At 73.3% G+C, this 25,209-nt stretch carries 22 protein-coding genes, 2 tRNA genes and 1 pseudogene; 10 read left to right on the forward strand and 15 right to left on the reverse strand.

What is annotated here, in order from left to right; genetic code table 11:
• The 5 genes from BG452_RS05635 to BG452_RS05655 all read right to left on the reverse strand — a co-directional run.
• The coding region (locus BG452_RS05635; protein ID WP_317620918.1) for an HD-GYP domain-containing protein at nucleotides 1-1,430 on the reverse strand (1,430 nt) is incomplete at its 3' end.
• A gap of 339 nt (nucleotides 1,431-1,769) precedes the next feature.
• The gene (rsrA, locus tag BG452_RS45335) at nucleotides 1,770-2,195 is read right to left on the reverse strand and encodes a mycothiol system anti-sigma-R factor (protein WP_223241806.1); all 426 of its coding nucleotides are present in this window, start codon (nucleotides 2,193-2,195) and stop codon (nucleotides 1,770-1,772) included.
• The gene (locus tag BG452_RS05645; RefSeq protein ID WP_411292882.1) at nucleotides 2,192-2,935 is read right to left on the reverse strand and encodes a sigma-70 family RNA polymerase sigma factor; all 744 of its coding nucleotides are present in this window, start codon (nucleotides 2,933-2,935) and stop codon (nucleotides 2,192-2,194) included. The genes rsrA and BG452_RS05645 overlap by 4 nt, the downstream gene beginning before the upstream one ends.
• A 338-nt stretch (nucleotides 2,936-3,273) precedes the next feature.
• Complete coding sequence (locus BG452_RS05650) at nucleotides 3,274-3,912, reverse strand: alpha/beta family hydrolase (protein WP_188303050.1); 639 nt, start codon at nucleotides 3,910-3,912, stop codon at nucleotides 3,274-3,276.
• Nucleotides 3,913-3,939: 27 nt separating this feature from the next.
• Nucleotides 3,940-4,692, reverse strand: coding sequence for an SOS response-associated peptidase (locus tag BG452_RS05655; protein WP_188303051.1), 753 nt, complete (start codon nucleotides 4,690-4,692; stop codon nucleotides 3,940-3,942).
• 138 nt (nucleotides 4,693-4,830) lie between these two features.
• Between BG452_RS05655 and BG452_RS05660 the strand changes: the two genes are divergently transcribed.
• From BG452_RS05660 to hisN, 5 genes are all read left to right on the forward strand, one after another.
• Nucleotides 4,831-5,556 (forward strand): M50 family metallopeptidase, encoded by a 726-nt coding sequence (locus BG452_RS05660; RefSeq protein WP_188303052.1) that lies wholly within the window; start codon nucleotides 4,831-4,833, stop codon nucleotides 5,554-5,556.
• A gap of 126 nt (nucleotides 5,557-5,682) precedes the next feature.
• Nucleotides 5,683-7,020, forward strand: coding sequence for a 3-phosphoshikimate 1-carboxyvinyltransferase (gene aroA, locus BG452_RS05665; RefSeq protein ID WP_188303053.1), 1,338 nt, complete (start codon nucleotides 5,683-5,685; stop codon nucleotides 7,018-7,020).
• A gap of 15 nt (nucleotides 7,021-7,035) precedes the next feature.
• The gene (gene rsgA, locus BG452_RS05670; protein WP_188303054.1) at nucleotides 7,036-8,091 is read left to right on the forward strand and encodes a ribosome small subunit-dependent GTPase A; all 1,056 of its coding nucleotides are present in this window, start codon (nucleotides 7,036-7,038) and stop codon (nucleotides 8,089-8,091) included.
• Between the two features lie 119 nt (nucleotides 8,092-8,210).
• Nucleotides 8,211-8,534, forward strand: coding sequence for a DMT family transporter (locus BG452_RS05675; protein WP_188303055.1), 324 nt, complete (start codon nucleotides 8,211-8,213; stop codon nucleotides 8,532-8,534).
• 123 nt (nucleotides 8,535-8,657) lie between these two features.
• Nucleotides 8,658-9,455, forward strand: coding sequence for a histidinol-phosphatase (hisN, locus tag BG452_RS05680; RefSeq protein ID WP_188303056.1), 798 nt, complete (start codon nucleotides 8,658-8,660; stop codon nucleotides 9,453-9,455).
• Nucleotides 9,456-9,607: 152 nt separating this feature from the next.
• Here the strand turns inward: hisN and BG452_RS05685 are convergent, their stop codons facing one another.
• Entirely contained in the window at nucleotides 9,608-11,083 is a 1,476-nt protein-coding gene (locus BG452_RS05685) for a catalase (RefSeq protein WP_188303057.1), read from the reverse strand.
• A gap of 104 nt (nucleotides 11,084-11,187) precedes the next feature.
• On the opposite strand from BG452_RS05685, the gene BG452_RS05690 reads away from it, so the two are divergent.
• A complete protein-coding gene (locus BG452_RS05690; protein WP_188303058.1) occupies nucleotides 11,188-11,604 on the forward strand; it encodes a Fur family transcriptional regulator in 417 nt (138 codons plus the stop codon).
• A gap of 12 nt (nucleotides 11,605-11,616) precedes the next feature.
• Here BG452_RS05690 and BG452_RS05695 read toward each other — a convergent pair whose 3' ends face one another.
• From BG452_RS05695 to BG452_RS05710, 4 genes are all read right to left on the reverse strand, one after another.
• A complete protein-coding gene (locus tag BG452_RS05695; protein WP_188303059.1) occupies nucleotides 11,617-13,590 on the reverse strand; it encodes a tetratricopeptide repeat protein in 1,974 nt (657 codons plus the stop codon).
• Between the two features lie 367 nt (nucleotides 13,591-13,957).
• Nucleotides 13,958-14,031: transfer RNA gene (locus BG452_RS05700), tRNA-Met, on the reverse strand.
• 108 nt (nucleotides 14,032-14,139) lie between these two features.
• Nucleotides 14,140-14,213, reverse strand: a tRNA-Met gene (locus BG452_RS05705).
• Nucleotides 14,214-14,278: 65 nt separating this feature from the next.
• Nucleotides 14,279-17,281, reverse strand: a complete 3,003-nt coding sequence (locus tag BG452_RS05710) for a UPF0182 family protein (protein WP_188303069.1) — start codon at nucleotides 17,279-17,281, stop codon at nucleotides 14,279-14,281.
• 236 nt (nucleotides 17,282-17,517) lie between these two features.
• Between BG452_RS05710 and BG452_RS05715 the strand changes: the two genes are divergently transcribed.
• On the forward strand, nucleotides 17,518-18,090 hold the full coding sequence (locus tag BG452_RS05715; protein WP_188303060.1) for a PPA1309 family protein: 573 nt from the start codon (nucleotides 17,518-17,520) through the stop codon (nucleotides 18,088-18,090).
• Between the two features lie 14 nt (nucleotides 18,091-18,104).
• Here the strand turns inward: BG452_RS05715 and BG452_RS05720 are convergent, their stop codons facing one another.
• From BG452_RS05720 to BG452_RS05735, 4 genes are all read right to left on the reverse strand, one after another.
• Entirely contained in the window at nucleotides 18,105-19,217 is a 1,113-nt protein-coding gene (locus tag BG452_RS05720; protein ID WP_188303061.1) for a PDZ domain-containing protein, read from the reverse strand.
• 42 nt (nucleotides 19,218-19,259) lie between these two features.
• The gene (locus BG452_RS05725) at nucleotides 19,260-19,451 is read right to left on the reverse strand and encodes a hypothetical protein (RefSeq protein WP_188303062.1); all 192 of its coding nucleotides are present in this window, start codon (nucleotides 19,449-19,451) and stop codon (nucleotides 19,260-19,262) included.
• Nucleotides 19,452-19,668: 217 nt separating this feature from the next.
• On the reverse strand, nucleotides 19,669-20,109 hold the full coding sequence (locus BG452_RS05730) for a molybdenum cofactor biosynthesis protein MoaE (protein WP_223241807.1): 441 nt from the start codon (nucleotides 20,107-20,109) through the stop codon (nucleotides 19,669-19,671).
• A 121-nt stretch (nucleotides 20,110-20,230) separates the two neighbouring features.
• Nucleotides 20,231-21,379, reverse strand: a complete 1,149-nt coding sequence (locus BG452_RS05735; protein WP_188303064.1) for an NAD-dependent epimerase/dehydratase family protein — start codon at nucleotides 21,377-21,379, stop codon at nucleotides 20,231-20,233.
• Nucleotides 21,380-21,579: 200 nt separating this feature from the next.
• Here BG452_RS05735 and BG452_RS05740 point away from each other — a divergent pair, with 200 nt between their 5' ends.
• On the forward strand, nucleotides 21,580-23,085 hold the full coding sequence (locus BG452_RS05740; protein ID WP_188303065.1) for a zinc-dependent metalloprotease: 1,506 nt from the start codon (nucleotides 21,580-21,582) through the stop codon (nucleotides 23,083-23,085).
• Complete coding sequence (locus BG452_RS05745) at nucleotides 23,082-23,669, forward strand: NUDIX hydrolase (RefSeq protein ID WP_188303066.1); 588 nt, start codon at nucleotides 23,082-23,084, stop codon at nucleotides 23,667-23,669. The genes BG452_RS05740 and BG452_RS05745 overlap by 4 nt, the downstream gene beginning before the upstream one ends.
• Before the next feature lie 93 nt (nucleotides 23,670-23,762).
• On the opposite strand, the gene BG452_RS05750 is transcribed toward BG452_RS05745, so the two are convergent.
• Nucleotides 23,763-24,506: a M48 family metallopeptidase gene (locus BG452_RS05750; protein WP_223241808.1), complete on the reverse strand. Its 744-nt coding sequence runs from the start codon at nucleotides 24,504-24,506 to the stop codon at nucleotides 23,763-23,765.
• Nucleotides 24,507-24,761: 255 nt separating this feature from the next.
• Between BG452_RS05750 and BG452_RS05755 the strand changes: the two are divergent.
• Nucleotides 24,762-25,209 (forward strand): annotated as a pseudogene (locus tag BG452_RS05755) (ThiF family adenylyltransferase); the annotation flags it as partial.

Consider the following 25,209-nt stretch of genomic DNA (forward strand, 5'->3'; position numbering starts at 1 on the left):
GGGGCCGGCCACGACGGCCCGGCCGCGCGGGCGGTCCCGCCCTGGGCGGGCACCCGGCCAGGCGCGGCCCGCACCGGCTCGGGCACCCCGAGCGGGATGTCCGGCACGGCCCGTACGCAGTCCTCGGAGTGCACCACCGGCTGCCAGCCGTGCACGGCCAGCGCGTCGATCAGCGCCCGCACCATCACCGGGTCGAACTGGCTGCCGGAGCAGCGCTCCAGTTCGGCGACCGCCTCGGCGACGGGCCGCCCGCGCCGGTAGGAGCGGGTGGAGGTCATCGAGTCGAAGGCGTCGGCGACGGAGATGATCCGGGCGAACTCGGGGATCTGCGCGCCCGCCAGTCCGCTCGGGTAGCCGCGCCCGTCCACCCGCTCGTGGTGGTGCAGGATCCCGGCGTGGGCCTCGCCGAGGAAGTCGATCCCGCGCACCAGCTCGAACCCGTACACCGGGTGGATCTCCACCGCGCGGCGCTCGTCCTCGCTGAGGGGACCGTTTCTGCGCAGCAGCTCGGTGGCCACGCCGAGCTTGCCGACGTCGTGCAGGATCCCGGCGAAGCGCAGGGTGCGCAGCCGCTCGGCCTCCATGCCGAGCTGACCGGCGATCAGCACCGAGGCCCGGCCGACCCGTTCGCTGTGCCCGCGGGTGTACGCGTCCTTGATCTCCACCGCCTGCACCAGCGACTGCACGGTGGCCTGGTGGGCGTCCTGCTCGCGCTGCCCCTGGGCGAACACCCAGGCCGAGATGGACAGCGGCAGCAGGGCCAGCAGCGCGGCGAACGCCCCGTACGGGCCCTGCCAGAGCACGGCGACCATCAGCCCGCCGGCCGCGTGCACCAGCACCGGCAGCCCGCACATCGAGCAGGCGCCGCGCAGCACCTCGATGACCGGACGGTCCTCGCTGAGGATCACCATGACGCCCACCACCAGCCCGTTGACCAGGCAGAACGCCGCGACGGCGGCGAAGCCGGGCAGCAGCGCGGCCGGGAAGCGGGAGCCGAGCAGCAGCTGCGGGCCGCGCAGCAGGTGGAAGGCGACCGAGGAGGCGAAGGCGCACAGGGCGAGCTGGGAGCCGTTGAACAGCTGGCGGCGCCGGCAGCCCGGCCCGGTCGGGCCGCCGAGCAGCGCGGCCGGGGCGGCGACCAGGGCGGCGGCGGCCGGCGGGAGCATCAGCACCCCGGCGAAGAGCACCGGGAAGAAGGCGTTCACCCCGGGCCGGGAGGGTGCCCGGCCGACGGGCGCGGGGCGGCGCAGCAGCCGGCGCAACAGGAGGGAACAGGGGGTCGGCAGGCCCTGGGCGAGCGACTCCCAGCAGCCGTGCAGGAAGCCGAGCAGTCCGACCTTGGGCCAGTCCGTCGGGTGGCCGAGCCAGCGCGGCACCCCGGGGGTGACGGCCTCCGGCAGCAGCGGCAGCAGGCAGCACAGGGCTGCCACCGGGACTGCCACCAGGTAGCGCGCCGCCCCCTGCGGCAGGGTCGCGCCTCCACTGTCGGTAGCGATCTCGGCCTCCCCGCGTCCGGGCCCCGTGTTGCCTCAGCGCGCCGGGGTGACCGGCGGTGAGCGTCCGTCAGGAGGATAGGCCGCCGCCCGGGCGCGGGGACGCATGATCGCGCAATGGCGCAGTTGGCGCACCGCCAACTCACTCGAACGAGTGAGGGCGCATGCGAGCAGAACGGGAGCGGCCCCGGGAGCGCATGCTCCCGGGGCCGTCGGACTCCCTGCTCGAACCGTACGGCCCGCCCTCGCCGGCGGGCCGTACGGAACCACTCCCGGCTACTCCGCCGGGGCTCCGGCCTCGACCGGCGCACCGGGGCGCACGCCCGGCCCATCGGCCGCGTCGTCCCGTGCCTGCGCCGTGGCCGGCCTGGGCGCCGGGCGGGCGGACTCGGCGTGCACCTCGACCGAGGCCTCCACCGCGACGACCACCTCCTCGCCCGAGCGCTGCCCGGCCCGGATCGAGTCGATCCTGGCCAGCACCTTGCTGCGCAGGTCCGTCGGGGTGTCGTCACAGCCGCAGGAACGCTTGATCAGCGCCTTGATCGCCTGCTCCAGCCCGTACTGCTTCAGGCAGGGCGAGCACTCCTCGAAGTGCACGCGCAGCTTGGCGCAGTCGCCCTCGGCCATCTCGTTGTCGAGGAATTCATAGAGGTGGTCGAGGACCTCGCCACACTCGGTGTCGTGCGGATCGCCGCAGCTCATGAGCCCGAGCCCTTCGCTTCCTGCCCTGCCCCGCTGCCGGCCGGGACGAGCCCGCGCTCACGGGCGTAGTCCTCCAGCATGCCGCGCAGCTGACGGCGGCCGCGGTGCAGCCGGGACATCACCGTACCGATGGGAGTACCCATGATGTCCGCGATCTCCTTGTACGCAAAGCCTTCTACGTCCGCGAGATAGACGGCGATCCGGAATTCCTCCGGGATCGCCTGCAGCGCGTCCTTCACATCGCTGTCGGGGAGGTGGTCGAGCGCCTGGGTCTCGGCCGAGCGCAGACCGGTCGACATGTGCGACTCGGCCCGGGCCAGCTGCCAGTCCTCGATCTCCTCCGCCGCGGTGCGCTGGGGCTCCCGCTGCTTCTTGCGGTACGAGTTGATGAACGTGTTGGTGAGGATGCGGTACAGCCAGGCCTTGAGGTTGGTGCCCTCACGGAACTGGTGGAAGGACGCGTACGCCTTGGCGAACGCCTCCTGGAGCAGATCCTCCGCGTCCGCGGGGTTGCGCGTCATGCGCAGCGCCGCGGAGTACATCGGATCGAGGTACCCCAGGGCGTCGCGCTCGAAGCGCTCCCGCCGGGTCTCCTCGGACTCCTCCGCCGACACCCTGAAGGTGTCCTCACCGATCGCCTCGGCCAGCTCCTCACCGGTGAGCGCCTCGCCCGCAGGCAGGGCCTCGTCCGGGCCACGGCCCGGCTCGGCCTCGTGCTCGGTCCCGACGACCGGACCCACCTCCTCGGCATGACGGGCACGGCCCACGGCGGGCCGCCCAGAAATGGAGGATATCGGGCTGACGGGCTTCTCGCCCGCGTCGATCCACTCCGGCCAAGAAGGAGTGAAGGCCGTCGCGGCCTCGCGCTCCTCAGGCCGTTCGGGGCACGCGATCGAACCCATCTGCCCTGCCTCTCACCGGTGACTCGTGCTGACGGACACGACAACCACACCGGCCCCGCCCGCATTCCCGCCCCGGCACCCACTTCACTCGCACGAGTGATCGAGCGGAAACGCCCTGCTCACGGCCCCGTCGCCCAGGGCCCCGCGCCCAGGACCGCCCGGCCGGGGCCGACCACTCAGACCAGCCCCAGCACCCAGTCCCCCACCGACGAACAGATCAGCTCCAGCACCTCGTCCTGCCCCACCGACGCCCGCTTGGGCACCTCGAAGCCGTGGTTCCCGTACGGCAGCGCCACCAGCTCGTGCCCCGGCGGCAGCTCCGGGAACTCCTCCGGCCCGCCGAACGGGTCCGCCGCGCCCTGCACCACCAGCGTCGGCAGCCCCGACCCCAGCAGCTCCTCCGCCCGGCTCCGCTCCGGCCGGCCCGGCGGGTGCAGCGGGAACGCCAGCGCCACCACCCCCACCGCACCGCTGCCCGCCCCCGTACGGCACGCCACCCGCGCCCCCGCGCTGCGCCCGCCGACCACCAGCGGCAGCCCCGCCCCGGCCAGCCGCCCGGCCACCGGCCGCCAGCCGGTGTCCAGGGTCTTCGGCGCCGGGCCCAGCTTCTTCCCCGCCACCCGCCAGGGCTGCTCGACCAGCGCCACGGTGATCCCGCGCTCCGGCAGCCGCCCGGCCAGCGCCACCAGGTCCCGCGCCCCGATCCCACCGCCCGCACCGTGCCCCAGCGCCAGCACCGCCCTCGGATCGGCGGCCCGGTGGTAGGTGATCCGGGCGTCCCCGGCCTCGGTGGCCACGAGTTCGGAGGTGGTCATATCAACAAGCTCCCCGCAGGTTTCGGATCAGAACAACGTGGTCTCGTACTCGACCTCGGCCCACGGCTCCTTGAGCTCCGGGCCGTTGTTGCGGATGTTGCCGACCGCCGGCGACACCGGCGTGGCCACCAGCGCCCCCGGCGGCGGGGGTATCAGCAGCCGGCGCGCCTCCTCCGGGTCGCTCAGCCCCGGGTCCAGCCACTCGCCCCAGGCCTGCCGGTCGAGGAACAGCGGCATCCGCTCGTGGATCGGCGCCAGCACCTCCTCGGCGTCCGTGGTCACGATCGTGAAGGTCACCAGCCAGGCCTCCGGGTGCCCCGGCGGCACCGCCCGGTTGCGCCAGAACTCGTACAGCCCCGCCAGCGCCAGCGGGTCACCGTCCGCCCGGGAGACGAAGAACGGCTTCTTGCGCGCCCTGCCCCGCTCGCCCGGCACCGTCTGCCACTCGTAGTAGCCGTCCACCGGCAGCAGGCACCGGCGGGAGGCGAAGGCCTGCCGGTAGGCGGGCTTCTCGTGCACCGTGTCCGACCGCGCGTTGATCATCTTCACCGCCGTCTCGGCGGAGTTCGACCACTGCGGCACCAGCCCCCAGCGCAGCGCCCGCAGCTGCCGCACCGGCCGCGCCGCCCCCTGGGCCGCCCGCTCCAGCACCACGAGGGCGCTGTTGGTCGGCGCCACGTTCCAGTTCGGCTCCAGGGACTCCTGCGGATCCCAGAACTCCACGTCGAACAGCTCGACGACGTCCTCCGGCTTGCTGCTGGCTGCGAAGCGACCGCACATGCGGGCCAGCTTGCCATGCCGCCGCCGTTCACCACTTCCTCATCCCAGGACGAGAACCACCCGCTCCCGTCCACCCGTCCCCGCATGGGAGGCTGCCCCGAACGGCCCAACACAGCGAACGGAGGCGCAGACCCCCCGATGAACCCGAACAACCAGAACCTCGGCGAACTGTGGGACCGGGTCACCGGCACCCAGGCCGCCCCGCCCGGCTGGCTGGTCCTCGCGACCGGCTGCGCCGCCCTGCTCACCGTCCTCGCCCGCCCGCTCTGGCACGTCGCCCGCAACGCCGTCACCATCGCCCACGAGGGCGGCCACGGCCTCGCCGCGCTCGTCACCGGCCGCAAGCTCGCCGGCATCCGGCTGCACTCCGACACCTCCGGCCTCACCCTCTCCTACGGCCGCCCCACCGGCCCCGGCATGGTCCTCACCGCCGCCGCCGGCTACACCGCCCCCGCCCTGCTCGGCCTCGGCTGCGCCGCCCTGCTCGCCGCCGACCGGATCACCCTGCTGCTGTGGCTGGCCATCGCCCTGCTGCTCGCCCTGCTGATCCGCATCCGCAACGCCTTCGGCCTGTTCACCGTCCTGGTCGCCGGCGGCGCCTTCTTCCTGGTCTCCTGGTTCGGCAGCGCCCAGGTCCAGGCCGGCTTCGCCTACCTCGGCTGCTGGTTCCTGCTGTTCGGGGCGGTGCGCCCGGTCCTGGAGCTCCAGCACCAGCGCCGCATCGGCTGGGCCCGCGACTCCGACGCCGACCAGCTCGCCCGGCTCACCCACGTCCCCGCCCTCGCCTGGGTCACCGTCTTCCTGCTGATCGCCCTCGCCTGCCTCACCCTGGGCGCCAACTGGCTCCTGCAACCGCTGCACTAGGGTCCGCCCCCCGACCAGCGCCCGCCGGGGCGGCGCCGGGAGCCCGACGACTGCCCCGCGAACGCTCCCGTCCCGCCATCCGGCCGCAGCAGGGGCCGTTCCGGTACGGCCCCTAGACTGGCCCCCATGACCGAGACCCCGTGGCCCGCCCCCGTCGCCACCGCCCCCGTCGACGCCACCGTCACCATCCCCGGCTCCAAGTCGGTCACCAACCGGGCCCTGGTGCTGGCGGCACTCGCCGACGGACCGGGCTGGGTGCGCCGCCCGCTGCGCAGCCGCGACTCCCAGCTGATGGCCGACGGCCTGCGCGCCCTCGGGGTCACCATCGAGGAGAAGGTCAACAACGACTCCGGCGGCACCGGCGGCGGCGAGGCCTGGCGGGTCATCCCCGCCCCCGCGCTGCGCGGCCCCGCGCGCGTGGACGTCGGCAACGCCGGCACGGTCATGCGCTTCCTGCCCCCGCTCGCCGCCCTCGCCGACGGCCCGGTCCACTTCGACGGCGACCCGCGCAGCCACGAGCGCCCCCAGCACGGCGTGATCAACGCCCTGCGCGCGCTCGGCGCCCGGATCGAGGACGGCGGCCGCGGCAGCTTCCCGCTCACCGTGCACGGCACCGGCGGCCTCGACGGCGGCCCGGTCGAGCTGGACGCCTCCTCCTCGTCCCAGTTCGTCTCCGCGCTGCTGCTCTCCGGCGCCCGCTACAACCACGGCGTCGAGGTCCGGCACGTCGGCGGCCCGGTGCCGTCGCTGCCGCACATCCGGATGACCGTCGAGATGCTGCGCCTGGCCGGCGCCCAGGTCGACGCCCCCGAGGACGGCGGCGAGAAGGACGTCTGGCGGGTCACCCCCGGCGCCCTGCTCGGCCGCGACCTGGTGGTCGAGCCCGACCTCTCCAACGCCGCCCCGTTCTTCGCCGCCGCCCTGGTCACCGGCGGCCGGGTCACCGTGCGCGACTGGCCCAAGCACACCACCCAGCCCGGCGACCAGCTGCGCGACCTCTACACCCGGATGGGCGGCGCCTGCGAGTTCACCGACGAGGGCCTGCAGTTCACCGGCACCGGCCGGATCCACGGCATCGAGGCCGACCTGCACGACGTCGGCGAGCTCACCCCGGTGATCGCCGCCGTCGCCGCCCTCGCCGACTCCGAGTCCCACCTGTACGGCATCGCCCACCTGCGCCTGCACGAGACCGACCGGCTGGCCGCCCTCGCCAAGGAGATCAACGACCTCGGCGGCGACGTCAGCGAGACCGAGGACGGCCTGCGGATCCGCCCGCGCCCGCTGCGCGGCGGCATCTTCCACACCTACGAGGACCACCGCCTGGCCACCGCCGCCGCGGTGCTCGGCCTCGCCGTGCCCGGTGTCGAGGTGGAGAACGTCGGCACCACCGCCAAGACCCTGCCCGACTTCCCGGGGATGTGGGCGGAGCTGCTCGGCGAAGGCACGGCGGCGACGGACGCCTGAGCGGAGACTGGAACCATGCGCCGCTACGGCAAGGACGCCGACGAGGACGACATCCGCAACCGCCCCGCCCGCCGGGGCTCCCGGCCGCGGACCCGGATCCGGCCCAAGCACGAGGACGCCGCCGGAGCGATGGTGCTGACCGTCGACCGCGGCCGGATCACCTGCCTGATCGACCCGGGGACCAAGCAGGAGCGTGAGGTCGTCGCCATGAAGGCCCGCGAACTGGGCCGCAAGGGCGTCGTCGTCGGCGACGTGGTCAACCTGGTCGGCGACCTCTCCGGGGACGCCGACACCCTCGCCCGGATCGTCCGGGTCGAGGAGCGCAGCTCCGTGCTGCGCCGCACCGCGGACGACGACGACCCGTACGAGCGGATCGTCGTCGCCAACGCCGACCAGCTGGCCATCGTCACCGCGCTGGCCGACCCCGAGCCCCGCCCCCGGCTGATCGACCGCTGCCTGGTCGCCGCCTACGACGCGGGCATGGAGCCGCTGCTGGTGCTCACCAAGTCCGACCTCACCCCGGCCGACGCGCTGCTGGAGTCGTACGCCCCGCTCGGCATCGACTACGTGGTGACCCGCCGGGACGAACTGGAGACCACCGGCGCCGAGGCCGTCCGCGAGCACCTGCGCGGGCTCTCCACGGTGTTCATCGGCCACTCCGGCGTCGGCAAGACCACCCTGGTCAACGCCCTGGTCCCGGACCGCCAGCGGCAGACCGGCGACGTCAACGCGGTCACCGGCCGCGGCCGGCACACCACCGTCTCGGCCCTGGCGCTGCGGCTGCCCCCGCCGCCCGGCGCCAAGCCCGGCTCCCGGAAGGCGCTCGACCCGGGCTGGGTGATCGACACGCCCGGCTTCCGGTCCTTCGGCCTCTCGCACATCGACCCGTCCCGGGTCATCCTCGCCTTCCCCGACCTGGAGCCCGGCACCGTCGACTGCCCCCGTGCCTGCAGCCACGACGAGCCGGACTGCGCCCTGGACGCCTGGGTCGCCGACGGCCACGCCGAGGCCGCCCGGCTCTACTCGCTGCGCCGCCTGCTGTCCAGCAAGGAGGCCCGCGAGGGCGACTGACCCCCCGGGCGGTCCCGAGGCTGGTGGCCCGTTCGAGGTGTCGGACCGGCCCACCCTGGCGATCATAGGAAAGTCGGGCCGCGTACGGCCCGTCCGTCGATCGACAGGGAGGGCACGCGATGGCATGGGCCCTGGTGATCCTGGCCGGCCTCCTGGAGACCGGCTTCGCGATCAACCTCAAGCTCAGCGAGGGCTTCACCAAGCTCTGGCCCACCATCAGCTTCTGCGTGTTCGCCCTCAGCAGCTTCGGGCTGCTCACCCTCTCGCTGAAGAGCCTGCCGGTCGGCCCCGCCTACGCGGTGTGGACCGGCATCGGCGCGGCCGGCACCGCCATCTACGGCATGGCCTTCCTGGACGAGACCACCTCGGTGCTCAAGCTGGTCTCCATCTCCCTGGTGATCGCCGGCGTGATCGGCCTCCAGCTCAGCGGCTCGGCCCACTGACCCGGCGCCCCGGCTCTCCGGCGCGGCCCCACTGACCCGGCGACCTGGCGACCTGGCGACCCGCCGACCATCCACCGAGACGGCACCCGGACCGGCCCGACCCGCTGAGCTAGGGTTTCCGGCATGGCCGACTACCACGACGATCTCCGACTCGCCCACGTCCTCGCCGACTCGGCCGACTCGGTCACCCTGGATCGCTTCCGCGCCCTCGACCTCAAGATCGAGACCAAGCCGGACCTCACTCCGGTCAGCGACGCCGACAAGGCCGCCGAGGAACTGGTGCGCAGCGTGCTCCAGCGCGCCCGCCCGCGTGACGCCGTGCTCGGCGAGGAGTTCGGCCTGCAGGGCTCGGGCCCGCGCCGCTGGGTGATCGACCCGATCGACGGCACCAAGAACTACATCCGCGGCGTCCCGGTCTGGGCCACCCTGATCGCCCTGCTGGAGGACGGCCCGGACGGCGTCGAGCGCCCGGTGGTCGGCATCGTCTCCGCCCCGGCGCTGCAGCGCCGCTGGTGGGCCGCCAAGGGTCTCGGCGCCTACGCCGGCCGCAGCCTGGCCAAGGCCTCCCGGATCCACGTCTCCGGCGTCTCCCGGCTCGAGGACGCCTCCTTCTCGTACTCCTCCCTCACCGGCTGGGAGGACCGCGGCCGGCTGGACCCGTTCCTGGACCTCACCCGCGCCTGCTGGCGCACCCGCGCCTACGGCGACTTCTGGTCCTACATGATGGTCGCCGAGGGCGCCGTGGACATCGCCGCCGAGCCCGAGCTGTCGCTGTGGGACATGGCCGCGCCGTGCATCGTGGTCGAGGAGGCCGGCGGCCTGTTCACCGGCCTGGACGGCGTCCCCGGCCCCGGCGGCGCCGACGCGGTGGCCACCAACGGCCTGCTGCACGACGAGACCCTGCGGCGCCTGTCCGTCTGAGAGCCGCTCGCCCGCGGCTACCCGGCCGCTCGCCTCCCGGCGCTCGGACCCGGTGCCGCCTTCGGCTCGGGGCGGACGTGGGGCGGAACTGGTGCGGGCCCGTATGACCAGTGGGAGCTGGTCATACGGGCCCGCCGCTGTGATCGGTCCGGCTACTGCTTGCGCAGCTCCCGGACCGCCGCCTCCAGCCGCTGCCCGTAGTCGGCGTCGGCCTTGCGGAAGTTGTCGATCGCCCGCTCCACGATGTCCTCGCGGTCGGCCGAGACCTTGGCGATGAAGCCCGCCAGGTTGGCGATCAGCCGCTGCTTCTCCTCCTCGGAGAACAGCCGGTAGAGGGTGCCCGCCTGCACGAAGTCGTCGTCCTCGGCGTGCGCGGGCGCCGCGTGGGTGCCGGTGGAGCCGTCGACGGCGGCCGCGGCCCACAGCGGTCGGCCGGTCTGCACCGGGCCGCCGAAGCTGTTCGGCTCGTAGTTCTTCTGCCGCCCGTGCCGGCCGTCGTACAGGTACCCGTCCCGGCTGTTGGTGCGGGCCTCGGTGGCGTGCGGGCGGTTGACCGGCAGGTGGTCGGCGTTGATGCCGACCCGGTAGCGGTGGGCGTCCGCGTAGGCGAACAGGCGGCCCTGGAGCATCTTGTCCGGGGACGGCCCGATGCCGGGCACGAAGTGCGCCGGGGAGAACACCGACTGCTCGACCTCGGCGAAGACGTTGTCGGGGTTGCGGTTGAGCTCCAGCTTCCCGATCTCGATCGGCGGGTAGTCGGCGTGCGGCCAGACCTTGGTCAGGTCGAAGGGGTTGAAGCGGTAGTTCGCCGCGTCGGCCGCCGGCATGATCTGGACCTGCACCGTCCAGCTGGGGAACTCGCCGCGCTCGATCGACTCGCGCAGGTCGCGCTGGTGGCTGTCCGGGTCCTCGCCGGCGAGCCGGTTGGCCTCGGCCTGGGTGAGGTTGCGGATGCCCTGGTCGGTCTTGAAGTGGTACTTGACCCAGAAGTGCTCGCCGGCCTCGTTCTGCCACTGGTAGGTGTGCGAGCCGTAGCCGTTCAGGTGCCGGTAGCTGGCCGGGATGCCGCGGTCGCCGAACAGCCAGGTCACCTGGTGGGTGGCCTCGGGCGACAGGCCCCAGAAGTCCCAGACGTTGTCGGCCTCCTGCGAGCCGGTGTACGGGTCGCGCTTCTGGGTGTGGATGAAGTCGGGGAACTTGATGGCGTCCTTGATGAAGAACACCGGGGTGTTGTTGCCGACCAGGTCGTAGTTGCCCTGCTCGGTGTAGAACTTCAGCGCGAAGCCGCGCGGGTCGCGCACCGCGTCGGCCGCGCCGAGGTTGCCGGCCACGGTGGAGAACCGCAGGAAGACCTCGGTCTGCTTGCCGGGCTCGGACAGGAAGGCCGCCCGGGTGTAGGGCGTCACGTCGGCGGTCACCGTGAAGGTGCCGTACGCGCCGGCGCCACGGGCGTGCACCACGCGCTCCGGGATCCGCTCGCGGTTGAAGTGCGCGAGCTTCTCGAACAGCAGCTGGTCCTGGATCAGGGCCGGGCCGCCGACACCCGCGGTCTCGGTGTTCTGGTTGTCGGCGACGGGGGCACCCGCCTCCGTGGTGAGGGTCGGGCGCAGCTCGTCCTGCGTGGTCATAGCGGGTCGCCTCCGAGGGGTCCGGTCGTGTGACACGATCCTAACTTGGACTTTGTCCAAGTCAACACTGGCACCAATCTCAGAGCGCGACTTATCCTGGGTCCATGAGTGATCTGCTGGAGAGACTGCGCGGACGCGGCTGGCGGCTGACCTCACAGCGCCGAGTGGTGGCCGAGGTCCTCGACGGCGAGCACGTCCACCTCACCGCGGACGAGGTGCACGCCCGCGCCGCCGCCCGCCTGCCCGAGATCAGCCGCGCCACCGTCTACAACACGCTCGGCGAACTCGTCACCCTCGGCGAAGTGCTGGAGGTCGCCACCGACGGCCGCGCCAAGCGCTACGACCCCAACGCCCACCGCGCCCACCAGCACCTGGTCTGCTCCGGCTGCGGCGCAATCCGCGACGTCCACCCGCACGGCGACCCGCTCGCGGCACTGCCCGCCGCCGAACGCTTCGGCTTCGCCGTCACCACCGCCGAGGTCACCTACCGCGGCCTGTGCCCCGACTGCTGCCGCCCGTAGCCCTACGGCCGACTACGCGCTCAGCTCGGCGTGCAGCGCGCCCAGCAGCCGCCCGGCCCGCTCCGCGACCTCGGCCGGCCCGTAGTCGATCGCCCGCCGGCACCAGTTCTCGGCCTGCACCGGCTCGCCCCGGCGCAACGCCAGCAGCGCCAGGCGCAGCGCCGCCCGCCCGTGCCCGGCGTCGGCGGCCCGGGTGTACCAGAGCATCGCCTCCGCCTCGCTGTCCTGCCGGGCCAGCAGCAGCCCCAGGTTGAACGCGGCACTGCGGCTGCCCGCCTCGGCGGCCCGCCGGTACCAGCTCTCGGCGATCTCCAGCGCCCCGCGCTCGGCCGCCCGCACACCCATCCGCACCTGCGCGCGGCGGTGCCCGGCGTCGGCCGCCAGCGCGTACCAGTGCTCGGCCTCGGCGTCCGCGTCCCCGCGCCGGTCCAGCACCGAGGCCAGCCGGAACGCGCCCTCCGCCGAGCCGCCGGCCGCCGCCTGCCGGTAGCGCTCCAGCGCACCGGACAGGTTGCCGCGCTGCTCCTGGGCGACCGCCAGCTGCAGCGCCGCCTCGCCGTGGCCCTCGGCGGCGGCCCGCGCGTACCACTCCTGGGCCTGCCGCGCCTCGCCCCGCCCGGCGTGCAGCACGCCCAGGTTGAAGGCGCCGTCCACGCTGCCGGCCTCGGCGGCCTTGGAGAACCACGGCTGGGCGCCGGACTCGTCGCCGCGCTGGAGCAGCACCACGGCCAGCGCGTTGCAGGCCTCCCGGTGCCCGGCGTACGCGGCCCGGCGGTACCACTGCTCGGCCTGCTGCTCGCGGCCGGTGCCGGCGCAGAGCAGGCCGAGGTTGAAGGCGCCGTTCTGGTCGCCCGCGTCCAGGGCGGTGCGGTACCAGTGCTCGGCGGCCTTGGCCTCGCCGCGGCTGGCATGCAGGGCGCCGAGCGCGTTGGCGGCGTTGCCGTCGCCGGCCTCGGCGGCCTCCTGCCACCACTCGGCGGCCGCGGCGACGTCCCCGGAGTCGCGCAGCAGGAAGCCGAGCGCGCAGGCGGCCCGCGGCTCGCCGTTCTGCGCGGACTGCCGGTACCAGCGGGCCGCCTCGTCCAGCAGCGACCGGTCGGCGCGGGCGCGCTCCTCCAGCAGCACGCCCAGGCGCAGCGCGGCGCGGGCGTGGCTGCGGGCGGCGGCGGTGCGGTACCAGGCCTCGGCGGTCTCCTTGTCCCCGGCGGCCTCGCGCATTCGGGCCAGCCGGTAGGCGGCCTCGCGGTGCCCGGCGTCGGCGGAGACCTTGAACCAGCGCTCGGCCCGTACGTCGCGCCGGTGCTCCATCAGGTCGCCGAGCGCGTAGGCGCCGAGCGGGTGGCCGTGGTCGGCGGCGAAGTGCAGCCAGTACTCGGCGGCCTCCTCCTCGCCCTGGTCACGCAGCTGGAGCCCGAGCGCGTGCGCGGCGGGGGCGCTGCCCGCCACCGCCGCCTGGCGCCACCACTGGCCGGCCTCGGCGCGGTGGCCCTGCTGGTGCAGCAGCACGCCCAGGTTGTTGGCGGCGGCCCGCACCCCGGCGGCCGCGGCGGCGCGCAGGTAGGGCTCGGCGTCCTCCAGGTCGCCGCGGCGCAGCAGCAGGGTGCCGAGCCGGCCGGCGGCGTCCGCGTCGCCGTCGTCGGCGGCCTGCCGGTGCCGGGCCTCCAGGGCGGCGGACTCCCGGGCGGCCAGCGCGGTCTCGAAGCTGGTGGGGTCCAGTCCGGCCGGGTCCAGCGCGGCGCCGACGGGCGACTCGTCGCCGCCTGCCCGGTACGGGCCGACGGCGGCGGAGAACTGACGGGTGGACACGTGGACCAGGCTGTCGGGCCCGGAGCCGCCGACCGCGGGGCGCTCGGACAGCCCGCTGGTGCGCTGGGCGGGCAGGGCCCCAGGGCGGCTGTCGGGGCTCTCGGGGCTCTCCGCCCAGGCGTCGGTGTCGGCCTCGACGGCCGCACCGGACTTGGCGCCTGACTTGCCGATCAGCCTCATGCCGACTCCCGCTCCCCCAGAGTGTCGCGGCATCGTGCCCCGGCCGACGGCCGGGGGGACTCCCAGGAGAGGCGCCGGACCCGACGGCCCATCAGCGGCCGTGCACCGTCCCCCGTGTGTCCCATCGTCGCATCACCCGCTACCCGCGTACACCTGCCCCGGCCGAATTCGGGTGGGGCGGACCCGAAGCCGACGGAATTGCTTCGGCGCTTTGTCGATTTCCCGACACTTCCACCCCACAAACCCCGGTGCCGTTCCCCATTGGCGACGGTCGATAGTACCGGAGCGGTTCCCGCCGCTTCCGGACGGAAACGTCCGGACACGACAGAGGCCCGGAGGAATGATCCTCCGGGCCTCTGACACTGAGTAGCGGGGACAGGATTTGAACCTGCGACCTCTGGGTTATGAGCCCAGCGAGCTACCGAGCTGCTCCACCCCGCGTCGTTGATCAAACAATAGCACGGGCGCGAGGGGCGAAAAACCAAAGCCGGAAGCACCCGGGAACGACAGAAGCCCGGAGGAAAGATCCTCCGGGCTTCTGACACTGAGTAGCGGGGACAGGATTTGAACCTGCGACCTCTGGGTTATGAGCCCAGCGAGCTACCGAGCTGCTCCACCCCGCGTCGATGAGTGAACCGTAGCACGGACGCGGGGTGGAACCCAAAACGGTTGTCGCAGGTCAGCGGGACTACGGGTGCGGACTGGCCGCCCCCGAGCCGGACGGCGCCGCCGTCGGCGCCGGCGCCGGGCTGGCGCCGCGGGCCGCGTCGGCCGCCTTCAGGGCGTCCCCGAGCGCCTTCTGGGCGTTGCCGTAGGCCACCCAGTCGCCGTTCTTGAACGCGGTCTGGCTGTCGTTGTACGCCTTCGCCGCGTCCGAGAGCGCCTTCTGCAGATCCGGCGAGAGCGTCCCGCCCGGCGCCGGGGTGCCCGGCCCGGTGGGCGTGGGCGTCGGCGTCCCCGGGGAGGTCGGCGTCGTCCCCGAGCCCGGCGTCGTGCCCGAGCCCGGGACGGCCCCGCCGCCCGGGTTGGACGGCGCGACCGGCGTGGCCGGCGGAGCCTGCCCGGCGAACAGCTTCTTCAGCGCGTCCTCCAGGGTGTTCTCGAAGGCCACGTTGTCGTCCCCGTACACCGCCAGGACCTTCTGCAGCGTCGGGTACTTGGCGCCGCGCCCGCGCACGTACACCGGCTCGACGTTCAGCAGTCCGCCGCCGACCGGCAGGGTCAGCAGGTTGCCGTACTCCAGCTCGGTGTCGCCGCCGCTCTTCAGCGCGAAGATCTGGTTGGCCACCTCCTGGCGGGAGTTGAACTTCGACTGCACCAGGCCGGGCCCCGGTGCGCCGCTCTCGCCGGTCATCTTCAGGATGCGGATCTTCCCGTAGTCGTCGCCCGGATCCGCGTTGACGGACATGAAGGCCGCCAGGTTCGGCCGCTGGTTGGGCACGAAGCTGCTGGTCAGCGAGAAGCTCGCGGCGGGGGCGTCCGGCATCCGCACCGTCACGTAGTACGGCGGCTGGACCTGCCTGGTGTCACTGGTCGGGTCCACCGGGACCTGCCAGATGTCACTGCCGTTGAAGAAGGAGTTGGCGTCCGTCACGTGGTACTGGCCGAGCAGGTCGCGCTGCACCTTGAACATGTCCTGCGGGTAGCGCAGGTGCGGCAGCAGCGTCGCCGGGATGTCCGCCTTCGGCTCGACGGTGCCGGGGAAGGCCTTCATCCAGGTCTTCAGCACCGGGTCCTTGTCGTCCCACTGGTAGAGCTTCACCTCGCCGGTGTAGGCGTCCACCGTGGCCTTGACCGAGTTGCGGATGTAGTTGACCTGGTTGGCGGCGGTCAGCAGCTCACCGCGCTGGTTGGTCAGCGAGTCCTTGGTCGCGGTGCCCAGCGTCGTCTTCGACGAGAACGGGAAGCCGTCCGAGGTGGTGTAGCCGTCCACGACCCACACCACCCGGCCGCCCTGCACCACCGGGTACGGGTCGGCGTCGATCGACAGCCACGGCGCGACCTTCTCCACCCGCTCCTTCGGCGTCCGGTTGTAGATCACCTTGGCGCCGTCGGTGATCGCCCCGGCGTAGAGCATCTGCGGCTCGGCGAAGCGCACCGCGTACGCGGCCCGGGTGATCGGGTTGTCCAGCGAGACACCGCTGTCACCGTTGTACGTGTACTCCACGTTCTGGCCGGTCTTGACGTCGGTGTAGTCGATCTCCTTGTTGGAGCCGCCGACGATCGAGTACGTCGTCGTCTTCTCGCCGTAGTAGATCCGCTGCTCGTAGTCGCCCAGCGTGCCGGTGGCCGGCAGGCCGGACTCGGTGAACACCGGCCCGCCCTTGTCGTCGACCTGGTTGCCCTTGGCGACCGCCGCGCCGTAGCCGTGGGTGTACTTGAAGTGGTCGTTGATCCAGTTGCGCTGCACCCCGTTGAGGTCCAGCTCGCGCAGGCCGATCACGGTGTCCTGCTTGTCCGCGCCGGTGCCGTAGCGGTCCACCGACAGGGTGCTCGGGAACGCGTAGTAGTTGCGCTGCTGCTCCAACGACTGGAACGTCTGGGACACGATGTTCGGGTCCAGCAGCCGCACGTCCGCGATGGTCTGCGCGTCCGGCTTCAGCGCGTCACCCGTGGTCGAGCCCTGCGGGCTGTACGGGGTGGTCTCCGAGTCCGCGATCCCGTACGCCTGCCGCGTCGCGTCGATGTTCTTCTGGATGTACGGCGTCTCCTTGGCCTGCTCGTTCGGCTTGACCTGGAACTGCTGCACGATCGCCGGGTACAGCCCGCCGATCAGCACCGCCGACAGCACCATCAGCCCCAGCCCGATCAGGGCCGGCGCCCAGGTGCGGCGGATCGGGGTCAGGAAGAACAGCACCGCGCAGATGATCGCGACGAAGAACAGGATCGTCTTGGCCGGCAGGAACGCGTTGGCGTCCACGTAGCGCAGGCCCGTCCAGCCCGAGACCCCCTTGTAGGAGCCGGTCTTCACCGCCAGCGCATACCGGTCCAGCCAGTACGCCACCGCCTTCAGCAGCACGAACACGCCCAGCAGCACCGCCAGGTGCCCCTGCGCGCCCGCGCTCGCCCGACGGCCCGGGCCCTGCAGCCGCAGGCCCCCGTACAGGTAGTGCACCAGCGCCGAGGTCAGCAGCGAGACGATCACCGCGCTGAACGCGAAGCCCAGCAGGAACTCGTAGAACGGCAGGTCGAACGCGTAGAACGAGACGTCCATGCCGAACTGGGCGTCCTTCTCACCGAAGGACGTCGCGTTCGTCCACATCAGCCAGGTCCGCCACTGGCCCGACGCCGCCGCGCCCGCCACCAGGCCGATCACCAGCGAGACGCCGATCAGCGCCCAGCGCTTGAACGGCGCCAGGCCCGCCCGGTAGCGGTCCAGGCTCTGCTGCTCCACCGACATCGCCGACAGCGGCGGCCGCAGCCGGTGCGCCAGCCAGACGTTGAAGCCGACGATCACCGCCATCAGCAGGCCGAACACCGCGAACAGCCCGGTCTTCGTCCACAGCTGGGTGGTGAACACCGAGGAGTAGTGCACCGACCTGAACCACAGCCAGTCCGTCCAGAACCCGGCGAACATGACGAACAGCAGGAACAGCACCGCGAGCACGCCCAGGGTCAGCAGGGCCACTCTCGCCCGCCGGGAGGGCGGGCCCACCCTCCGCCGGAAACCCGGCCCTGAGCGTTCCGGCATCTGGAATACCACGGTGGCACCTCAGCTGTGTCGTCTGGAATCGGTCGGTCGTCAGAGCAACTTAACCAGGCTTTGGCCGAGTTCCCGCCGTTAGCAGACGGTTACGACGACCTTCCCGCGCGACCCCCGGGGCGCCCCCCCGCCGGCCCCCCTCCACCCCGACCCGAGCCCCCCGCCCCGGGCCGCCCGCAGCCGCCCCGGCGAGCGCCCGCCGCCCGGCGTGTGAGGATTGAGTCATGTCCGACGCGTCTGATCTGAACAACTCCCCCGACGACGTCTCCAAGCTCCCCGCCGCCACCCCGCTCACCCGGGCCGCGCTGGAGATCGACGAGTACGCCGCCACCCTCGGCTGGGACCTCCCGGCCCGGCTGTTCGCCCTGGTGGACAGCGCCGCCCTGCGCAAGGCCGACCCGCGCATCGCCAAGCAGCTCGGCCTCGCCGACACCGACGAGCCCGGCCTCACCCCGGTCGAGCAGGACGAGCTCCCGGCCGGCATGGAGCTCGACAAGTTCCTCGGCACCATCGCCTGGCCCGCCGCGGTGGCCGGCTGCGCCCTGGTGGTCGAGCGCCTGATGCTGCCGCCGGGCTCCGAGCAGTCCCGCCCCCGGGGCGCCAGCGACGCCCAGCTCGCCGAGTGGGTGGCCAACCACCCCAAGCGCGAGGAGGTGCGGATCACCGCCGCGGTGCTGCGCGACGGCAAGAAGGAGATCGCCCTGCGGCTGCGCTCCAAGGACGTCGCCCGCGAGGTGCTGACCGGCCCGGACCTCGTGCCCGGCCTGACCGACGCGCTGCTGGCGACCTTCTCCTGACCCCCGCGCCCCGGTTACTCGGGGCAGGACGGCAGCGCCGAGGTCTGCCCGGAGCGGATCTGCTCCAGCGACTTCAGCGCGCCGTCCAGGGTGTCCGTCTTGATCAGGGTCAGCCCGGACGGCACGTTCTTGGTGGCCTCGGCGCAGTTCGAGGACGGGGTGAAGAAGTACTGGGCCCCGGCGTCCCGGGCGGCGATCAGCTTCATCGATATCCCGCCGATCGGGCCGACCTTGCCGTCGTCGTCGATGGTGCCGGTGCCCGCGACGAACTTGCCGCCGGTGAGGTCGCCGCCGGGGGTGAGCTTGTCGATGATGCCGAGCGAGAACATCAGCCCGGCGCTCGGCCCGCCGACGTCCTGCAGGCCGATGTCGATCTGGAACGGGTAGGTGTGCCGGATCCCGGTGCCGATGCCCACCACCGCGAGCTCGGCCCGCTCGGCCGGGGCCTTCGGGTCGAGGTCCTTCGCCCGCACGGTCGGAACGGTGACGTCGGTCTTCGTCCCCGGGGCGGCGGCGCCGTCGGCGGTGGCGTCCTTGGTCCGCGGCACCACGGTGAAGACCACCGACTCGCCGGGCTTGTGCTTGGTGACGGCGGCGACCACCTGGTCGACCGAGTCGACGGCGGTGCCGTCCACCGCGACGATCCGGTCGCCCGCGTGCAGCCGGCCCTCGGCCGGCGCCCCCGCGGTGACCGACTTGACGATCAGTTCGTTGCCGACCGGGACGCCCAGTTCCTTGAGCGCGGCGGTGCGGGCGCTGTCCTCGGAGGAGGCGAACTCCTCGGCGTTCTGCTTCTTGGCGTCGGCGTCCGACTGCCCCTTGGGGTAGACGTTGTCGTGCGGCACCACCAGCACGTCGTCGCGCAGCCAGCCGATCACCGCGTTGACCAGGCTGGGCTCGTACTTGGCCCCGGTGACCTGGACAGTGGTCATGTTGAGGTGCCCGCTCGTCTTGTACGAGTCGTGCCCGGTGATGGTGATCACCGACTTGCCCCCCTGCTCGCCCAACGTGTTGTACGTCGGGCCCGGGCTCATCTCCGTGTACGGCACCTTCATCAGCACCGAGACGCAGAGCAGCGCTATGAGCAGCAGGGTGGCAGCGAGCATCGTCGCGGAGCGGCGTGGCATGCCACGACAGTACGGGACGCCGATGACGCGGCGCCCGCCGGGCTACCGACCGGGATGCTCCCCGGGGGCGGCGGTGCCCGCGGTGGTGCGTTCCATCGCGGCCATGAAGCGCCGGTGCTCGGCGAGCGAGGCGGGGTCCCCGGTGGCCTTCGGGGCCCGTTGGGCCCAGCCCGCCCAGACGGCGGCGGCCAGGACGGCGACAACCGGAATGATCAGCCAGGCGAGCGCACCCATGTCAGTACTCCCAGCTCGTCGTGTCTATGAGCAGATTAACCACTCCGGCGGACAACGCGGCCGGCGCCATCCGGGTTACGGGACGGCCGATCGGCTCACTTCCAGGGAGTATCCGGCGCCGCCGGCCCGACCCGTTCGGGTGAGGCCACGGCGCGCCTGCCCGGAAAGACGTGCTCCGTGTGCGGCCGGTTCCGCCGCACCGGGGGCGGGAGCGCGATCAGCAGCCGCCGGCGCCGACCCACTCCTCCTCGCCATCGGCGAAGATCTGGTGCTTCCAGATCGGCACCTCGTGCTTGAGGTCGTCGATCAGCCTGCGGGCCGCCGCGAAGGCCTCGCCGCGGTGGGCGCAGGAGACGGCGACGATCACGGCTTTGTCGGAGATCTCCAGCCGGCCCACCCGGTGCACCGCGGCGAGCGCCCTGACCGGGAAGTCCGCGACGACCTTCTCGGCGATCCGGCGCATCTCCTCCTCGGCGGTGGGGTGGCAGCTGTACTCCAGCACGGAGACCGACTTGCCGCCGTCGTGGTCCCGGACCGTCCCGACGAAGACGGTGGTGCCGCCGGCGGCGTCGTCGCCGACCGCCTCGTACACCTCGTCCAGCGAGAGCGGGGTGTCGCGGATGGCGAGCAGACGGATGGGGTCGTGGTTCTCGGACATGTCCCCATGATTGCTCATCCGGGGCCGACCGGGGCAAGGGTCTTCCGCATCACGATTCCGAAATTTCGCATCGCGAGAACTTCGGGCCCGGACTCGACCAGCCCCACCCGGCCCGCCCGCCTCAGAAGCGACGCCGCTTGCGGGCCCGGCGCACCAGCGCCGCCGTACCGACCAGCGCCACCGTCGCCCCGGCCGCCCCCAGACTGGTCGCGGCCTCCTTGCCGCCCAGCCGGCGCCCCGCCACCGCGTGCTTGCCGGACACCTGCGCCAGCAGCTCGGCCAGCACCTGCTCATTGGTGAACTCCGGCCGCCAGCCCGCCTCGTGCAGCCGACTGCCGGACACCACCCACGGGTACATCGTGTACGCCAGGTCCCCCGCCGGGGCCGGGGTCAGGCCCAGCCGGTGCAGCCGGGCCGCGGTCCCCAGCGCCAGCGCGGCCGGCAGCTCCATCCGCCGGATCCCCGACAGCCGCTCCACGTCCTCCTGCTCCAGCCAGCCGTCGCAGCCGACCGTCACCTCGCCCTCGACCAGGCCGAGCGCCGCGTACTCCAGCGCCGCCGCCAGGTCGTCCACGTGGCAGAACTGCCAGCACGGGCGGGAGCCGGCCACCACCAGCAGCCGGGGCGCCTCGAAGTGCCGGGTCAGCACGGTGTCCACACCCGGGCCCACCACCACCGCCGGGCGCAGCACCGTCACCTGCAGGCCCGGGTGGGCCCGCGGCGCCCGCCGGGCCAGCCGCTCGATCTCCAGCAGGTCCCCGACCAGCGAGGCCTCCTCGGTCGCCCGCAGCTCGGAGTCCTCGGCCAGCGGCACCTCGTTGTCGGCCAGCGCGCCGTAGACCATCGCGGAGGTGCACAGCACCACCCGGTGCACCCCGGCGGCCGCGGCCGCGGTCAGCACCGTCTGGGCGCCGCGCACGTTGTAGGCGCTGCGGGCCCGCGGATCGGACTCCATGCCGAAGTCCATCGCCAGGTGCACCACGACGTCCACCCCGGCCAGCCGCTCGGCCACCGCCGGGTCCCGCACGTCCAGGACCCGCCACTGCACGCCCGGGACCTCTCCGCGCCGGTCGTCCACCGCCAGCACCCTGCGCACGTGCGGCGAGGCCACCAGCCGGGCGGCGACCCGCTCGCCCAGCACACCCGCGGCACCGGTCACGGCCACGGTCAGCGGCCGCCCGCCGTAGGCTGGAGGCGGTGACGCCGTGGCGTCCGGATCGTCCTCTCCAGCGGTCAGCCCAGAGCGAACGTCCGAGGGCGGGGAACTCACCGGCCATCCTCCACGGTTAGCTTATGTGCGTACGGACGTGTGTCACGTACGTCCATCCTGCCCGAGGCGAAGGCCCGGCGGTGCACCCGGCGCGGGCCTTGCGCCCGGGAGCCGCCCACGAGTCCCCCGCTCCACCGGAGCCCCGGGCGGACCGAACTGCCCGCCACACCCGTATGACGGCCTACCGGATCGAGGACCCCGTGAGCGACCTTCCCTTCGGATTCGGCGTTCCTCCCGAGGAGCCCGAGGACGGCAAGGCCAAGCCCGACGACGCGCAGAAGAAGGACCAGGGCCAGGAAGGCGCCGGCGCCCAGCCGTTCGGCTTCGGAGCCGGCAACCCCTTCGGCGCGATGTTCGGCATGCCCGGCGCCCCGGGCGGCCCCGGAGCCGACAACCCCTTCGCCGCGATGTTCGGCGGCCTCAACCCCGGCGACCTCGGCGCGGCCTTCCAGCAGCTCGGGCAGATGCTCTCCTTCGAGGGCGGCCCGGTGAACTGGGACCTCGCCCTGAACATCGCCCGGCAGACCGTCGTCGCCGAGCCCGCCGAGGGCAAGAGCAAGGACCGCTCCGTCGGCGCCGTCGAGCGCGCCGCCGTCGAGGAGGCCGTGCGCCTGGCCGACCTCTGGCTCGACGGCGTCACCGAGTTCCCCTCCGGCGCCGGCACCGCCGTCGCCTGGAGCCGCGCCGAGTGGATCGAGGCCACCCTCCCGGTCTGGAAGGACCTCGTCGACCCGGTCGCCGAGCGCGTCGGCACCGCCATGGGCGGCGTCCTGCCCGAGGAGATGCAGGCCATGGCCGGCCCGCTGATGGGCATGATGCGCTCCATGGGCGGCGCCATGTTCGGCACCCAGATCGGCCAGGCGCTCGGCGCCCTGGCCGGCGAGGTGGTCGGCTCCACCGACGTCGGCCTGCCGCTCGCCCCGGCCGGCAAGGCCGCCCTGCTGCCGCAGAACGTCGCCGAGTTCGGCGAGGGCCTGAACGTGCCCGCCGAGGAGGTCCGGCTCTACCTCGCCCTGCGCGAAGCCGCCCACCAGCGGCTCTTCGCCCACGTGCCGTGGCTGCGGGCCCACCTGCTGGGCGCCGTCGAGGCCTACGCGCGCGGCATCAAGGTCGACACCTCCCGCATGGAGGAACTCGTCGGCCAGCTCGACCCGAGCAACCCGGAGGCGCTCCAGGAGGCACTGGCCGGCGGCCTGCTCCAGCCCGAGGACACCCCCGAGCAGAAGGCCGCGCTCGCCCGCCTGGAGACCGCGCTCGCCCTGGTCGAGGGCTGGGTCGACGCCGTCGTGCACGCCGCCGCCGAACCCCACCTGCCGCAGGCCGGCGCCCTGCGCGAGACCGTCCGCCGCCGCCGCGCCGCCGGCGGGCCCGCCGAGCAGACCTTCGCCACCCTGGTCGGCCTGGAACTGCGCCCGCGCCGCCTGCGCGACGCCGCCCGGCTGTGGGCGCTGCTCGCCGACGCCCGCGGCGTCGAGGGCCGCGACGCCCTCTGGGAGCACCCCGACATGCTGCCCACCGCCGCCGACCTGGACGACCCGGACGCCTTCGTGCACCGCGGCAGCGGCGATCTGGAGGGCGGCTTCGACTTCGACGCCCTCGACAAGCTCCTCGGCGAGGCCGCGGCCGGCAAGCCCGACCTCAGCAAGCCCGAGCCGCCGAAGACCGACGAGGACGGCACCGACGGAAAGGGCGAGCCCACCGCATGACGGCCACCGGCACGGACGCGCCCACCCTGCACGCGGACGCCGTCCGCACCCTGACCGACTGGCGGCCCGCCGACCAGGACCAGGAACAGCTGCGGCTCGACTACCTCGCACACCTGGCCGAGCAGCCCGAGGGCCTCTACCGGTCCTGCCTGCCCGCCCACATCACCGCGAGCGCGGCGGTCGTCGACCCGGCCGCCGGGCGGGTGCTGCTCACCCTGCACCCCAAGGTCGGCATGTGGCTGCAGATGGGCGGGCACTGCGAGCCCGGCGACGGCGACCTCGCGTCCGCCGCGCTGCGCGAGGCGGTCGAGGAGTCGGGCATCCCCGAGCTCACCCTGCTGCGGGAGAACGGTGCCCCCGTCCCCGCCAAGCTGGACCGGCACCTGGTCCGCTGCACCGGCAAGGACCGTCCGGAGAACACCCACCTGGACGTCCAGTACATCGCGATCGCCCCGGCCGGGGCACAGGCGATGATCAGCGAGGAGTCGCTGGACCTGCGCTGGTTCGACTACGACCGGCTTCCGGAGCTGACCGACCACTCGGTGCGCGACCTGGTCGCCCGCGCGCGGCGGCTGACCGCCTGACCGGTTGAGGTGCGACGCGCCAAGGGGGCGCGGACCGACATGGTCCGCGCCCTCTTTTCGTATGCCCGTATGACCGCCAGCCGCCTGCCCGCCTCAACCGCAGGAGGCCGCCGGATCCGGACCGGGCGCACCGTTCCGGGCACCCGGGATGTGCGGCAGCCGGGCGGCCGACACCACGCCCTCCAGATAGCCGCGAGCCCGCTCCGTCCGGGGGTAGGCCTCCAGCAGCGCCCAGAACGCCGGGCCGTGGTCCGGCACCAGCAGGTGCGCCAGCTCGTGCAGCAACACGTAGTCCAGCACGTACTCCGGCATGCCCTGCAGCCGGTGGGACAGCCGGATCGTCCCCTCACTCGGGGTGCAGGAGCCCCAGCGCGAGTTCTGGTTGGTCACCCAGCGGACCTGCACCGGCTGGGCCCGGCCGTCCAGATAGGCGGCCGACAGCTCCCGGGCCCGGGCCATCAGGGCATCGTCCCCGAGGATCCGCCGGCGCTCCTGGGCGGCGAGCTTCTCCAGCATCTGCGCGACCCAGCGCTGCTCCTCCGCGTGCGACAGCCGGGCCGGGATCAGCACGACGGTGCGGTCGCCCTCGCGGTAGGCGGAGACGGTACGGCTGCGGCGGGCACTGCGGCGCACCTCGACCCGGCTGCGGTCGTGCGCCTCGGGCGGCACCGCTCCGGCGGGCGGGTGCTGCGGCCTCGACTGCTGCTTGTCGTGCGGCTTCTCGCGCTGCTTCTCGTCCGGGCGCCCGCGTGTGCTCGGCGTCGCCGTCTGGGACCCGGACGCTGCACGGGCACGCCGACGCGACGCCGGTGGATGGGAGTCCCGCTCGGCTGCCATGGCACACGACGTTACCCGGTACGGCTGACAGAAGTCCGGTGCCGTGGCCGAAATCTTTCATGGAGCGATCGGGAACGAAAGGCCGACGGGGGGTGTCCGGAAACCGACGCCCGGAGGGATGGGTGGTTATCCACAGGGCTCGCGAACAGATGGTGTGATCATGCCCCCGGGCCTGTGGATAACCTTCCGCACGCCATCGGCGCGATGGGGCATGCTGCGGTCAGCCGTCCGGAAACGATCGGAAGGGAGATCGTCGTGCGCCTCGTGCTCAAGCCCGCCCTGTCCCGCAGCTGGCGGGACTCCGAGACCCTGCAGTTCGGCACCGTCACCCGGTACGCCGGAGTGCTCGGCAACGCCGACAAGACGCTGTGCGCGTTCCTCGACCTGCTCGACGGAACGCGCGACCGGCCCGAGCTGCTGTCCGCCGGCGAGCGGATCGGGCTCGGCCGCGAACCTGCCGACACCCTGCTGAGCGAACTGGAGGAGACCGGGCTGCTCGACGACGCGGAGGCGACCGACAAGGCACTGTCCCGCTTCCCCCTGCCCCACCGGGACATCCTCAGGCCCGACCTCGCCTCGCTGTCCCTGGTCCACTCCGGCCCGGGCGCGGCACCGGCCGTCCTGGCCCGCCGGTCCGAGGCCCGGATCGAGGTACGCGGCGCCGGCCGGGTCGGCGCGGCCGTCGCCGCGGTGCTCGCCGCCG

Source organism: Streptomyces sp. CBMA123, assembly GCF_014596465.1.
Classification (GTDB): domain Bacteria; phylum Actinomycetota; class Actinomycetes; order Streptomycetales; family Streptomycetaceae; genus Kitasatospora.